At 60.4% G+C, this 13,176-nt stretch carries 11 protein-coding genes; 6 read left to right on the top strand and 5 right to left on the bottom strand.

Annotation, left to right across the window (positions count from 1 at the left end; all coding sequences use genetic code 11):
* Nucleotides 1-58 precede the first annotated feature (58 nt).
* Entirely contained in the window at nt 59-1,315 is a 1,257-nt protein-coding gene (locus L085_RS23425; protein WP_016928882.1) for a mechanosensitive ion channel domain-containing protein, read from the bottom strand.
* 246 nt (nt 1,316-1,561) lie between these two features.
* On the opposite strand from L085_RS23425, the gene malZ reads away from it, so the two are divergent.
* A complete protein-coding gene (gene malZ / locus L085_RS23420) occupies nt 1,562-3,385 on the top strand; it encodes a maltodextrin glucosidase (RefSeq protein ID WP_015376828.1) in 1,824 nt (607 codons plus the stop codon).
* Between the two features lie 53 nt (nt 3,386-3,438).
* Here the strand turns inward: malZ and ggt are convergent, their stop codons facing one another.
* The 3 genes from ggt to L085_RS23405 form a co-directional block, all read right to left on the bottom strand.
* Nucleotides 3,439-5,202 carry a gamma-glutamyltransferase gene (gene ggt / locus L085_RS23415; RefSeq protein ID WP_015376829.1) on the bottom strand — a complete coding sequence of 588 codons (1,764 nt, stop codon included), beginning with the start codon at nt 5,200-5,202 and terminating at the stop codon, nt 3,439-3,441.
* Nucleotides 5,203-5,435: 233 nt separating this feature from the next.
* Nucleotides 5,436-6,038 (bottom strand): peroxiredoxin C, encoded by a 603-nt coding sequence (locus tag L085_RS23410; protein ID WP_004940403.1) that lies wholly within the window; start codon nt 6,036-6,038, stop codon nt 5,436-5,438.
* A gap of 229 nt (nt 6,039-6,267) precedes the next feature.
* Nucleotides 6,268-6,849 (bottom strand): ACP phosphodiesterase, encoded by a 582-nt coding sequence (locus L085_RS23405; RefSeq protein ID WP_044031840.1) that lies wholly within the window; start codon nt 6,847-6,849, stop codon nt 6,268-6,270.
* Between the two features lie 120 nt (nt 6,850-6,969).
* Between L085_RS23405 and queA the strand changes: the two genes are divergently transcribed.
* The 5 genes from queA to secF all read left to right on the top strand — a co-directional run bounded on the left by queA (nt 6,970) and on the right by secF (nt 12,454).
* Nucleotides 6,970-8,040 (top strand): tRNA preQ1(34) S-adenosylmethionine ribosyltransferase-isomerase QueA, encoded by a 1,071-nt coding sequence (gene queA, locus L085_RS23400; protein WP_004940394.1) that lies wholly within the window; start codon nt 6,970-6,972, stop codon nt 8,038-8,040.
* Nucleotides 8,041-8,112: 72 nt separating this feature from the next.
* Nucleotides 8,113-9,237, top strand: a complete 1,125-nt coding sequence (tgt, locus tag L085_RS23395) for a tRNA guanosine(34) transglycosylase Tgt (protein WP_004940392.1) — start codon at nt 8,113-8,115, stop codon at nt 9,235-9,237.
* Nucleotides 9,238-9,270: 33 nt separating this feature from the next.
* Nucleotides 9,271-9,603: a preprotein translocase subunit YajC gene (yajC, locus tag L085_RS23390; RefSeq protein WP_004940391.1), complete on the top strand. Its 333-nt coding sequence runs from the start codon at nt 9,271-9,273 to the stop codon at nt 9,601-9,603.
* A 24-nt stretch (nt 9,604-9,627) separates the two neighbouring features.
* Complete coding sequence (gene secD / locus L085_RS23385) at nt 9,628-11,475, top strand: protein translocase subunit SecD (protein ID WP_004940390.1); 1,848 nt, start codon at nt 9,628-9,630, stop codon at nt 11,473-11,475.
* 10 nt (nt 11,476-11,485) lie between these two features.
* Complete coding sequence (gene secF, locus L085_RS23380; RefSeq protein WP_004940389.1) at nt 11,486-12,454, top strand: protein translocase subunit SecF; 969 nt, start codon at nt 11,486-11,488, stop codon at nt 12,452-12,454.
* A gap of 65 nt (nt 12,455-12,519) precedes the next feature.
* Here secF and L085_RS23375 read toward each other — a convergent pair whose 3' ends face one another.
* Nucleotides 12,520-13,080: a DUF3251 domain-containing protein gene (locus L085_RS23375; RefSeq protein ID WP_044031839.1), complete on the bottom strand. Its 561-nt coding sequence runs from the start codon at nt 13,078-13,080 to the stop codon at nt 12,520-12,522.
* Nucleotides 13,081-13,176 lie beyond the last annotated feature (96 nt).

Below are 13,176 nucleotides of genomic sequence, written 5' to 3'. Positions count from 1 at the left end.
TATCTGCTGGCAATTGAAAGCGAATAATTACCAGCAGACACAGTTACGTCAGCCGACGTCAGGAAGCGTTCGCGCTTTGTCGCAGCATGCCGCGCAGGTCGTTGCCGGTCGGCGTCTGATGCACGCGCAGGCCGAACTCGTCGATCACCGCCAGGATATGGTCGAAAATATCCGCCTGAATGCTTTCGTACTCCGCCCAGACCGTGGTGTTGGTGAAGGCGTAGATTTCCAGCGGCAGGCCTTCCGGCGTCGGCGCCAGCTGGCGCACCATCAGCGTCATGTTTTGGTGAATGCGCGGGTGAGCGCGCAGGTAGGCTTCCAGATAGGCGCGCAGCGTGCCGAGGTTGGTCAGGCGGCGGCCGTTGAGCGGCGAGGCCAGATCGACGGCGATCTCCTGGTTGTGCTGGCTCAGCTCCTGGGTCTTAACGTTCAGGTAGCTGTGCAGCAGCGGGTTGCGCTGCAGGCGGCGCTGTTCCTCTTCCGACAGGAAGTGCACGCTGCCGGTGTCGATATTCAAACTGCGCTTAATGCGGCGCCCGCCGGATTCCGACATCGAACGCCAGTTTTTGAACGAGTCGGAGATCAGCGCGTAGGTCGGTATGGTGGTGACGGTGTTGTCCCAGTTACGCACTTTGACCGTGGTCAGGCCGATGTCGGTGACCGCGCCGTCGGCGCCGTATTTCGGCATTTCCAGCCAGTCGCCGATCTTCAGCATGTCGTTGGCGGAGAGCTGAATGCCGGCCACCAGCCCGAGGATCGGATCCTTGAACACCAACATCAAGACCGCGGTCATGGCGCCCAGGCCGCTGAGCAGCAGCAGCGGCGATTTGCCCATCAGCAATGAGACGATCATGATGCCGATCAGGATCGCCGCCACCAGTTTCAGGCCCTGGAAAATGCCGCGCAGCGGCAGCTGATTGGAAATCGGGCTTTGGCGCAGCAGCGCCAGCAGCGTATCCAGCAGCGAGAACAGCGACAGCAGGGTAAAGGCGAGGATCCATACCTGCGCGGCGGTGACGATCACCGCCTGGGTCTGGCTGCCGCTCTGCAGCCACAGCGTCGCCTGGATGCTGATGATCACCCCTTGCAGCAGCAGCGCCACGCGCTGGAACAGTTTGTATTGGGTGATGGCCTGTTGCCAGACGCGCTGCGATTGCTGGCCACGGCGCTGAAGAGCAGCCAACACCACCCGGTGCAGCACCAGGTGGATCGCTACCGAGATCAGAACAATCAACCCCAATACCATCAACAGCGACATCACTCCGCCGAATTCCAAACCAAACTGTTCCAGCCAGCGCGTTATCTGTTGTTGCATTACCGCTCCTTAAAAAATGCGCAAAAAATATCCTGTAAACTTAAAACGCGTTAGCCTAAGGGGTAACGTGCAGGATTTGTGCCTGTTTACCTTTTTTTACATCAAGTTAGCGCTATTTTTCGGTCTCCGCCCCCCGGCTCATCCCCGGGTTTTGCGGCCAGAGAGGAGGGGGAGTTGCACTTAACGTGGCATTGTTCGTTTCTTGAAGAACGCCGTCGATTTCGTTTGGTACAGCAGGAGAACAGTATGCTTAACGCCTGGCATCAACCGGTCCCGCCTTTTGTTGTGAAGCAAGGGCAACGTTTGGATATCACGCTGTGGTTACAAGGGGATGAACTGCCTGAACGGGTATTTTTGCGCGCCGAACCGGACAATGAAGAGTGGCTGCTGGTGATGAAAGCGCAGCGCCACGAGGGGATGCGGCGCTACCAGGCCAGCCTGACGCTGAATGAGGGCGAGCCGACGCGGCGATACTGCTTCAAGCTGCTGTGGGCCGATCGCCAACAGTGGTTCGGCCCGCAGGGCTGGTCGTCAACGCCGCCGGGCCAGCTGGCGCAGTTCGCCGTCGACGATCCTGACAATGGCCCCGAGTGGGTGGCGGATCAGCTGTTCTACCAGATTTTCCCCGATCGCTTCGCCAGCAGCGGCGGCGAGCACGGCATCCAGAGCGGCAGCTATCGCCATCATGCGGCCGGCGCCGAGGTAATTCGGCGCGACTGGCAGCACCCGTTGGAGGATCGCCACGCCGCCTCGACCTTTTACGGCGGCGATCTGGACGGCATCAGCGGCAAACTGCCGTACCTGCAGCAACTGGGCGTGACGGCGTTGTACCTGAACCCGATTTTTACCGCGCCGAGCGTGCATAAGTACGATACCGAGGACTATTACCAGGTCGATCCGCACTTCGGCGGCAACGCGGCGCTGCAGCGTTTGCGAGTAAGCACTCACAAGGTGGGCATGAAACTGGTGCTGGACGGGGTATTCAACCACACCGGCGATTCGCACCCGTGGTTTGACCGCCATCGTCAGGGCGAAAACGGCGCCTGTCACCACCCCGATTCGCCGTATCGCGGCTGGTTCAACTTCTACCCGGACGGCCGCGCGCTCGACTGGAAGGGCAACGCCAGCCTGCCGAAGCTCAACTTCGCCGAGCCGCAGGTGGCGGAAGCGATTTATCAGGGCGAAGGCAGCGTGGTGCGTCACTGGCTGCGCCCGCCGTACAGCATCGACGGCTGGCGGCTGGACGTGGTGCATATGCTGGGGGAGAACGGCGGCGCCACCGGTAATCTGCGCCACCTGGCGGGCATCTATCAGGCGGTGAAGCAGGAGAATCCGCAGGCCTATGTCTTGGGCGAGCACTTCGGCGACGCGCGCCGCTGGCTGCACGCCGGCGTGGAGGATGCGGCGATGAACTACATGGGATTCGCGCTGCCGGTGCGGGCGTTTTTAGCGGGGCTGGACGTGGCCTACCACCCGGTGCGGCTGGACGCCGCCGGGTGCGCGCAGTGGATGGACGGTTACCGCGCCGGGCTGCCGCACAGCCGCCAGCTGATCCAGTTCAATCAGCTGGACAGCCACGATACCGCGCGTTTCCTCACGCTGTTGCAGGGGAACGCGGCGCGCATGCAGATGGCGGCGGTGTGGCTGCTGAGCTGGATCGGTGTGCCTTGCCTCTATTATGGCGATGAGATTGGGTTGGACGGCGGCAACGATCCGTTCTGCCGCAAGCCGTTCCCGTGGGACGTCGGCGACTGGGACCGGCCGCTGCTGGCGCTGTTCCAGCGCATGGCGGCGCTGCGTAAACAGAGCCTGGCCTTGCGCCGCGGCGGCTGTCAGGTGCTGTACGCCAGCGGCGAAACGCTGGTGTTCGTGCGTCTGTATCAGCAGGAGCAGGTGTTGGTGGCGCTGCAGCGCGACGGCAGCGGCCAGGCGCAGCTGCCGCATAACCCGCTGTTGGCGCGTGGCCCGTGGCGGCGTGTGGAAGGGCGGGGAGAGTTGAGCGAAACGGCGGGCGGGTTGCGCCTGCAGTTGGCGGAAGAGTCGGCCACCGTATGGCGCTGCGAGGGCTAAAGGGAGTGCGGGGGCAGAAACGCCCCCGCGATTAAGGTGAGTGGGTATTTACATCAGTAACCGACCGCGGAGCCTGCCGGACGGCGCACGTCGTTGGCGCCGTACAGGTAGCCTTCACGCACTTTACCGGAAACTGCCGAATCGTTGCCGGAGTTGGCCGGGCTGACGCCCGCCGCGCCCGGTAAACCGACCAGAATCAGTTCGGCGGCGCCCCACGGCGTTTGCTCGACCATCTTATAACCCATGCCGCTCAGCAGCTTCAGCGTATCGGCGGAAACGCCGCGCTGTTCGTAGTACACCTCATCCGGCAACCATTGGTGATGGATGCGCGGCGCGTCTACCGCTTCCTGCGGCGCCATGCCGTGGTCGATCACGTTCAACGCGGTCTGCAGGGTGATGGTGATAATGCGCGAACCGCCCGGCGAGCCCAGCACCATAAAGATCTTGTTGTCCTTGGTCACCAGCGTCGGGCTCATCGACGATAGTGGGCGCTTACCGGGGGCAATGCTGTTGGCGGTGCCCTGCACCAGCCCGTACAGGTTTTTCTCGCCCACTTTGACCGTAAAGTCGTCCATCTCGTCGTTGAGGAAGAAGCCGGTGCCCGGTGCGATCACCACGGCGCCGAAGCGGCCGTTGACGGTATAGGTGGTGGAGACCGCGTTGCCGTCGTGATCGACGATCGAATAGTGGGTGGTTTCCGGTTTTTCATGCGGTTCCATGCCGGGCTGCACGTTTTCCGACGGCGTGGCCTTGTCCGCGACGATTTTCTTGCGGATCTGCTCGGCGTAGCTCTTGCTCACCAGCCGGTCGATCGGGTTCTTGATGAATTCCGGGTCGCCGAGGTAGGTGTTGCGGTCCATGTAGGCATGGCGCATCGCCTCGGTCATGGTATGAATGGCCGCCGCCGAGTTGAAGCCCATGCTTTTCAGGTCATAGCCTTCCACCACGTTGAGGATTTCGCACAGCGTCACGCCGCCGGAGCTGGGAGGCGGCGCCGACACGAACTTGTAGCCGCGATAGCTGCAGGTGATCGGTGGGGTTTCGGTGACTTTATAGTTGGCGAAGTCGGCCGCCGTCAAAATGCCGCCGCCCTGTTTGGCCGCCGCCTCTACCGCCTGCGGGATCTTGCCTTTGTAGAAGGCGTCGGTTCCCCCTTTGGCGATGGCTTCCAGCGTATTGGCCAGATCGGTTTGCACCAGTTTGTCCCCCGGCTGCAGCGGGCTGCCGTCCGGGCGCAGGAAGATTTTGGCCGACTCGGGATCCTGTTTGAAACGTGCAACGGTGGTGTCGAGAATATCGGTATCGGCGCGGGTCAGCACAAAGCCTTCGCGCGCCAGCTTGATCGCCGGCGCCAGCACCTGTTCACGGCTCAGTTTGCCGTACTTCTCACGCGCGGTTTCCATTCCCAGCACGGTGCCCGGCACGCCCGCCGCCAGATAGCCGTACAGGCTGGCATCTTTCTTCACCTTGCCGTCGGCATCCAGATACATGTTGGCGCTGGCCGCCGCCGGCGCGGTTTCGCGGAAGTTGATGAAGGTGTCGGTGCCGTCCGCCAGGTGGACGGTCATAAAGCCGCCGCCGCCGATGTTGCCGCAGCAGGGGTTAACCACCGCCTGCGCATAGCCGACCGCCACGGCGGCGTCGATGGCGTTGCCGCCCATTTTCAGGATATCCACGCCGACCTGCGAGGCCAGATGCTGCGAGGTGACCACCATGCCGTTTTGGGCTTCCACCGCCGGGTTGGATGCCGCATACAGGCTGCCGCTGACCAGCAGCGCCGCCATGGTCAGGGGTTTGCTCCATTTCTGTAAAAACATAGTTATTCCTACCCTGTCAGTTTTTTATTGTGTTGTGTTTGCTTGCCGTTGTTCGCTTGCAAAGCGCGAGCCAGCGTTATTGATAGTAGCCGCAGATGGGCGTACGCGCGGTGAACAGGGTAGGAAATGTGAGCGGAAACAGGGAAATAAAGCACTGAAGGCGGGCATATTGCCCTAAAAAGGGGCACAAAAAAACCGGCCCGTGGGCCGGTTGATTCACTATCAGGCTGAAATTACAGCTTGGCAGCGTTTTCAGACAGGTATTTTGCTACGCCGTCTGGGGAAGCGCCCATACCTGCTTTGCCTTTTTCCCACTGAGCCGGGCACACTTCACCGTGCTCTTCGTGGAATTGCAGCGCGTCAACGGTACGGATCATTTCGTCGATGTTACGGCCGATTGGCAGGTCGTTAACCACCTGTGCACGCACGATGCCGTCTTTGTCGATCAGGAAGGAGCCGCGCAGCGCAACGCCGGCTTCCGGGTGTTCGATGCCGTAAGCTTTCTGGATTTCACGCTTAACGTCAGCAACCATTGCGTATTTCACTTCACCGATGCCGCCTTTGTCGACAGGGGTTTTACGCCATGCGTTGTGAACGAATTCTGAGTCGAAGGAAACGCCAACCACTTCAACGCCACGCTTCTGGAACTCTTCATAGCGGTGATCGAAAGCGATCAGCTCGGAAGGGCATACGAAGGTGAAGTCCATTGGCCAGAAGAACAGCACGGCTGGTTTGCCGTTCAGGTGCTTCTTCAGGTTGAAGTTTTCAACGATTTCGCCGCTACCCAGTACGGCAGCTGCAGTGAAGTCAGGGGCTTGACGAGTTACCAGGACCATAATTACTCCTGTAATAGGTGTTAAAGGGTGGATGTAAAAACAAGGGCCAGTATAGGGGCCGTGACTTGGTGAATAAAGGGTAAAAGACCAATCGATGAGATAGCTTTCACCTATCAAAGTCGTTGATATAATTTATCGAGCTTTAAAAATAACCTTTTCCCACAAAAGGGCAAGCGGCAAAACGTAAATTCTTGCAAGGCGCTGCAATTTCAAACGCTTGGGCTTGACCTCAGAGCGTTTTTTCCTTCGCCTGCCGCATCATTTGCGGATAAAACTGCCAGAATTGTGTTTCAAGCTGATGATAATGTTGTTCGACATCGGCGAACGAGCCGGCCAGCGCTTCGAGGCGCGGGCGGCGGCTGGCCATGCCCTGCAGCACCCGGGCGATGAACGGCAATTCGGCGTAGCGTTCCAGCCAGCGCTCCGGCCACAGATAGCCGTTCAGGTTCTGAAAACGCGGCGGCGTGAGCGGCAGGTAAGGTTCGATCTGGCTGCGGGCTTCCTGGGTGAACTGGTGCAGATCGCGCGAGGGCTCCAGCTGCTGCCAGTGGCGCGCCAAAAAATGGTCCCACACCACGTCGAGGGTGATCGGCGCCACGCGGCGGTAGGGGGCGCTGAAATAGTCGCGGCAGGCTTTCACCTGCGGCAGGCTGTCGGTCAGCACGTCGACGCGGCGGTGCATCATGATGCCGGCCACCACCTCGGGCTGATAGTCGGCGGCGGGGTTGCCGCGCACGAAATCGGCCAGCAGGTTGCCCAGCAGCGAGCTGTCCGCCAGCATGGCCAGGTGAAGATGAGCGAGAAAATTCATCCCTCAACTATACCCGAAGTCAGGCAAATCCTCCTTATTTCTTGCCGCTGACCGCCCCCGGCTTTAGACTAGGCCGCCTGTTTTTTACCAACCAGTCTTAAATTGAAGAAGTGAATACCCATGCGCGTCGCTGATTTTTCGTTTGAACTTCCCGAATCCCTGATTGCCCACTATCCCCAGGCCGAGCGCAGCGCATGCCGCCTGCTGCAGCTGGACGGGCCGAGCGGGGCGCTGACGCACGGCGTATTCACCGATCTGCTGGACAAGCTGGAAGCCGGCGATCTGCTGGTGTTCAACAATACCCGCGTGATCCCGGCGCGCATGTTCGGCCGCAAGGTCAGCGGCGGCAAGATTGAAGTGCTGGTGGAGCGCGTGCTGGACGACCATCGCGTGCTGGCGCACGTGCGCGCGTCGAAAGCGCCGAAGCCGGGTGCCGAGCTGCTGCTGGGGGATGACGAGAGCATCGCCGCCACCATGGTGGCGCGCCACGAGACGCTGTTCGAGCTGCGCTTCAACGACGAGCGCGACGTGTTCACTATCCTCAACGCCGCCGGCCATATGCCGCTGCCGCCGTATATCGCTCGCCCGGATGAAGACGCGGACCGCGAGCTGTATCAGACGGTCTACAGCGAGAAGCCGGGCGCGGTCGCCGCGCCGACCGCCGGCCTGCACTTCGACGAACCGCTGTTGGCGGCGCTGCGCGCCAAGGGCGTGGAAATGGCGTTCGTGACGCTGCACGTCGGCGCCGGCACCTTCCAGCCGGTGCGCGTGGAAACCATCGAAGATCACGTGATGCACGCCGAATACGCCGAGGTGCCGCAGGAGGTCGTGGATGCGGTGCTGGCCTGCAAAGCGCGCGGCAAGCGCGTGGTGGCTGTGGGTACCACCTCGGTGCGTTCGCTGGAAAGCGCCGCGGCGGCCAGCAAAGAGGCGCTGATTGCGCCGTTCTTCGGCGACACCAGCATCTTTATCTATCCGGGCTATCACTACCAGGTGATCGACGCGCTGGTGACCAACTTCCACCTGCCGGAATCCACCCTGATCATGCTGGTGTCGGCCTTCGCCGGCTATAAAAATACCATGAACGCCTATCAGCAGGCGGTGGCCGAGCAGTATCGCTTTTTCAGCTACGGCGATGCGATGTTCATCAGCCGTAATCCGCAGGCGGAAAACGAGTCCGTCGGCGGCTAAATTCCCGGGCTGCGCGCACGGCGCGGCCCCGTTTCAACGACATCAGACTGTTTCTCTGATGCTGGAGGCTTTGTGAAGTACGAACTACAAACTACCGATGGCCGCGCTCGCCGCGGCCGCCTGATTTTCGACCGCGGCGTGGTGGAAACCCCGGCCTTTATGCCGGTCGGCACCTACGGCACGGTCAAGGGCATGACGCCGGAAGAAGTGAAAGAAACCGGCGCGCAGATCCTGCTGGGCAACACCTTCCACCTGTGGCTGCGCCCTGGCCAGGAGATCATGAAGCTGCACGGCGATCTGCACGATTTCATGCAGTGGCCGGGCCCGATCCTCACCGACTCCGGCGGTTTCCAGGTGTTCAGCCTGGGGGCGATGCGCAAGATCAAAGAGGAAGGCGTGTACTTCCGCAACCCGATCAACGGCGACAAGGTGTTCCTGAGCCCGGAAAAATCGATGGAAATCCAGTATGACCTGGGCTCCGACATCGTGATGATCTTCGACGAATGCACGCCATACCCGGCCGACTGGGACTACGCCAAGCGTTCGATGGAAATGTCGCTGCGCTGGGCGGAGCGCAGCCGCAAGCGTTTCGACGAGCTGGAAAATAAAAATGCGCTGTTCGGTATCATTCAGGGCGGCGTTTACGAAGATTTACGTGATGTTTCCGTCAAAGGGCTGGTGGATATCGGCTTTGACGGGTACGCTGTGGGCGGCTTGGCTGTAGGCGAGCCGAAAGAGGATATGCATCGCATTCTTGAACACGTTTGCCCGCAAATTCCGGAAGATAAGCCACGCTATTTGATGGGCGTCGGCAAGCCGGAAGATTTGGTGGAAGGCGTGCGCCGCGGCATCGACATGTTCGATTGCGTCATGCCGACCCGCAACGCCCGCAACGGCCATTTGTTCGTGACTGACGGTGTGGTAAAAATCCGTAATGCCAAGCACAAGGATGATACTTCTCCGCTGGATAAGGACTGTGATTGCTACACGTGTCGCCATTACAGCCGCGCCTACTTGCACCATCTCGACCGTTGCAACGAAATATTGGGTGCTCGACTGAACACGATTCATAACCTGCGTCACTACCAGCGCCTGATGGCGGGTTTACGCCAGGCTATCGAAGAGGGTAAATTAGAGCAGTTTGTTGCGGATTTCTATGGTCGGATCGGCAAGCCGATTCCGCCTTTAAACGCTTGATCTAATAATTGATAACTTAATGAGGGAATTTCAATGAGCTTTTTCATTTCTGACGCCGTCGCATCCGCAGGGGCTCCGGCTCAGGGAAGCCCGTACTCTCTGATCATTATGCTGGTGGTGTTCGGCCTGATCTTCTACTTCATGATCCTGCGCCCACAGCAGAAACGCGCGAAAGATCACAAGAAGCTGATGGACTCCATCGGTAAAGGCGACGAAGTGCTGACCACCGGCGGCCTGATCGGTCGCGTGACCAAAGTGGCCGACACCGGCATCATCGCCATCGCGCTGAACGACACCACGGAAGTGATGATCAAGCGTGACTTCGTGGCGGCCGTTCTGCCGAAAGGTACCATGAAGGCCCTGTAATCTTTTTTCCCGAAGGGAATTGCCGTGCTAAACCGTTATCCTTTGTGGAAGTATCTGATGTTGATCGTCGTGATCCTCGTCGGTCTGCTTTATGCGCTTCCCAACATCTACGGTGAGGATCCGGCCGTACAAATCACTGGCGCGCGCGGCGTCGCCGCCAGTGAAACTACGCTGGACCAGGTCCGTACCGTATTAGAAAAAGACAACATCGCGAGCAAGTCGATTGCGCTGGAAAATGGCGCCATCCTGGCTCGCTTTAAAGATCCTGACGTTCAGCTGCGCGCCCGCGAAGCGCTGGTGACCGAGCTGGGTGACAAATTCGTCGTGGCGCTGAACCTGGCGCCGGCCACGCCGACCTGGCTGGCCATGCTGGGCGCAGAGCCGATGAAACTCGGCCTGGACCTGCGCGGCGGCGTGCACTTCCTGATGGAAGTGGACATGGACACCGCGTTGAGCAAGCTGCAGGAACAGACCATGGATACCCTGCGCAGCGAGTTGCGTGAGAAGGGCATTCCTTACGCGTCTATCCGCAAGCTGGACAACAACGGCGTGGAAGTTCGCTTCCGCGACGATGCGGCCCGTGACCAGGCCATCAGCTACATCGGCCCGCGTCAGCGCGATCTGGTGCTGTCCGCCAACGGCGCCAACACCATGAAAGCCAACCTGACGGACGCCCGTCTGAGCGAAGCGCGCGAATACGCCGTACAGCAGAACATCACTATCCTGCGTAACCGCGTCAACCAGCTCGGCGTCGCCGAACCGCTGGTGCAGCGCCAGGGCGCCGACCGCATCGTGGTTGAGCTGCCGGGCATTCAGGACACCGCGCGCGCCAAAGAAATTCTGGGCGCCACCGCGACCCTGGAGTTCCGTCTGGTGAACACCAATGCGGACGCCACTGCGGCGGCCAACGGCCGCGTGCCGGGCGACTCCGAGGTGAAATACACCCGTGACGGCCAGCCGATCGTGCTGTACAAGCGCGTGATCCTGACCGGTGACCACATCACCGACTCCACTTCGAGCACCGACGAATACAACCAGCCGCAGGTTAACATCTCGCTGGACAGCGCCGGCGGCACGTCGATGTCCAACTTCACCAAGGACAACATCGGCAAGCCGATGGCGACCCTGTTCGTGGAGTATAAGGACAGCGGCAAGAAAGACGCCAACGGCCGTGCGGTGCTGGTGAAACAGGAAGAAGTGATCAACGTGGCGAACATTCAGTCGCGTCTGGGCAACAGCTTCCGCATCACCGGCATCGGCAACCCGAACGAAGCGCGTCAGCTTTCGCTGCTGCTGCGTGCGGGTGCGCTGATCGCGCCGATTCAGATCGTCGAAGAGCGCACCATCGGTCCAACCCTGGGTCAGCAGAACATCACCCAAGGTCTGGAAGCCTGTCTGTGGGGCCTGGTGGCGTCCATCGTCTTCATGGTGGTCTGGTACCGTAAGTTCGGCGTGATCGCCACCACGGCGCTGGTCGCCAACCTGGTGCTGATCGTCGGCGTGATGTCCCTGTTGCCGGGGGCGACGCTGACCATGCCGGGCATTGCCGGGATCGTGTTGACGCTGGCGGTGGCGGTCGACGCCAACGTACTGATTAACGAACGTATCAAGGAGGAGCTGAAGAACGGCCGGTCCGTTCAGCAGGCGATCCATGAGGGCTATAAAGGCGCGTTCTCCAGTATCGTCGACGCCAACATCACCACCCTGATCACCGCGGTCATCCTGTACGCAGTGGGCACCGGTTCGATCAAAGGCTTTGCGATCACCACCGCTATCGGTGTGGCGACGTCCATGTTCACCGCGATTGTCGGTACCCGTGCCATCGTCAACCTGCTTTACGGCGGCAAACGCATTAACAAGCTGTCTATCTGAGGAGTGCGTTGTGGCACAGGATTATACTGTTGAGCAACTCAACTACGGCCGTAAAGTCTACGACTTTATGCGCTGGGACTATTTGGCCTTCGGCATCTCGTTGCTGCTGTTGGTCGCGTCGATCGTCACCATGTCGGTGCGTGGCTTTAACTGGGGTCTGGATTTCACCGGCGGTACGGTGATTGAAATCAACCTGGAGAAGCCGGCTAACCTCGACCTGATGCGCGATACGCTGGAGAAGGCCGGGTTCCAGGATCCGATCATCCAGAACTTCGGCAGCAGCCGCGACGTGATGGTGCGCATGCCACCGGCGACCGGCACCGCAGGCCAGGAACTGGGCAACAAGGTGATCGGCGTGATCAACGACTCGGTGGATAAAAACGCCACCGTGAAGCGTATCGAGTTCGTCGGCCCGAGCGTGGGCAGCGAACTGGCGCAAACCGGCGGCATGGCGCTGCTGGTGGCGTTGATCTGTATCCTGATCTACGTCGGTTTCCGCTTCGAATGGCGCCTGGCGCTGGGGGCGGTTATCGCGCTGGCGCACGACGTGATCATTACACTCGGCGTGCTGTCGCTGTTCCATATCGAGATTGACCTGACCATCGTCGCGTCCCTGATGTCGGTTATCGGTTACTCGCTGAACGACAGTATCGTGGTATCCGACCGTATTCGTGAGAACTTCCGCAAGATCCGCCGCGGCACGCCTTACGAGATCATGAACGTGTCGTTGACCCAGACGCTGAGCCGTACGCTGATGACTTCCGGTACTACCCTGATGGTGGTGCTGATGCTGTACATCTTCGGTGGCGCGATGCTGCAAGGCTTCTCGCTGGCGATGTTGATCGGCGTGTCGATCGGTACCGTCTCCTCCATCTACGTCGCGTCCGCGCTGGCGTTGAAACTGGGGATGAAACGCGAGCACATGCTGCAGCAAAAAGTGGAAAAAGAGGGCGCGGATCAGCCTTCGATTCTGCCTTAACCGCCGCAGTATTCAGCGAAATGAGAAGGAGCGCCGCCGGCGCTCCTTTTTTTTGCCTCGAGTTTTCAGTGTTGCTGCACCACCGCCGGTTGGGCGGTCGAAACCAGACTGTGCAGACGGATATAGCCCAGCTGTTCCGGCGTCAGGCCGCTGAAGCGCAGCTCAAAGTCCTGGCCGGGTTTCGGCAGCAGGGAGTCGGCGCTGACGATCGGTTGCGACAGCGCCTCGGCGGTCAACGGCCGCCCGGTGGCGTCGTCCAGTTGGCCCCACTCCACCACCGCGTTGAACGGCGGCAGCGTGGCCTGTGAGAGGGTGCGCACATGCAGCTGCGCCTGCGTGCCGTTGGCTTCGCTCTTGATGTGGCTCAGCGAAACGCTCAGCTCGCCGATGCCGCTCTGCAAACGGGCGGCGCTTCGGGCCGCCGGCAGCAGGTAGACGCCGTTGTCGGAGTGCTGATTGAGCAGATTTTGCCGCTCCAGCGCGGTGGTTTGATCGGTCAGCACGCTCACTTTCTGGTTCAGCGCGGCGACCTGATGGCGCAGTTGAGGGACGGCGGGGTTGTGCGCGCAGCCTGCCAGCAACACGGCGGCGGCGAGCAGGGCGATTTTGGGGTAACAGGTTGTCATGACGGCGATTTCCTATGCTGAATCTCCTGTTATCAGCTTAGTCCGCCCGGAGGGGAAAGTCATATCGGCGCCGCTTCCCGGCTGCGTGTCGCAACA

It is taken from the genome of Serratia sp. FS14 (assembly GCF_000695995.1).
GTDB lineage: Bacteria > Pseudomonadota > Gammaproteobacteria > Enterobacterales > Enterobacteriaceae > Serratia > Serratia nematodiphila.
This window is presented reverse-complemented; position numbering and strand designations above follow the sequence as displayed.

What these genes read in the sequence shown, in the direction of transcription:
- L085_RS23425 (WP_016928882.1), bottom strand. Translation starts at nt 1,315, where the DNA reads ATGCAACAACAGATAACGCGCTGGCTGGAACAGTTTGGTTTGGAATTC.
- malZ (WP_015376828.1), top strand. Translation starts at nt 1,562, where the DNA reads ATGCTTAACGCCTGGCATCAACCGGTCCCGCCTTTTGTTGTGAAGCAA.
- ggt (WP_015376829.1), bottom strand. Translation starts at nt 5,202, where the DNA reads ATGTTTTTACAGAAATGGAGCAAACCCCTGACCATGGCGGCGCTGCTG.
- L085_RS23410 (WP_004940403.1), bottom strand. Translation starts at nt 6,038, where the DNA reads ATGGTCCTGGTAACTCGTCAAGCCCCTGACTTCACTGCAGCTGCCGTA.
- L085_RS23405 (WP_044031840.1), bottom strand. Translation starts at nt 6,849, where the DNA reads ATGAATTTTCTCGCTCATCTTCACCTGGCCATGCTGGCGGACAGCTCG.
- queA (WP_004940394.1), top strand. Translation starts at nt 6,970, where the DNA reads ATGCGCGTCGCTGATTTTTCGTTTGAACTTCCCGAATCCCTGATTGCC.
- yajC (WP_004940391.1), top strand. Translation starts at nt 9,271, where the DNA reads ATGAGCTTTTTCATTTCTGACGCCGTCGCATCCGCAGGGGCTCCGGCT.
- L085_RS23375 (WP_044031839.1), bottom strand. Translation starts at nt 13,080, where the DNA reads ATGACAACCTGTTACCCCAAAATCGCCCTGCTCGCCGCCGCCGTGTTG.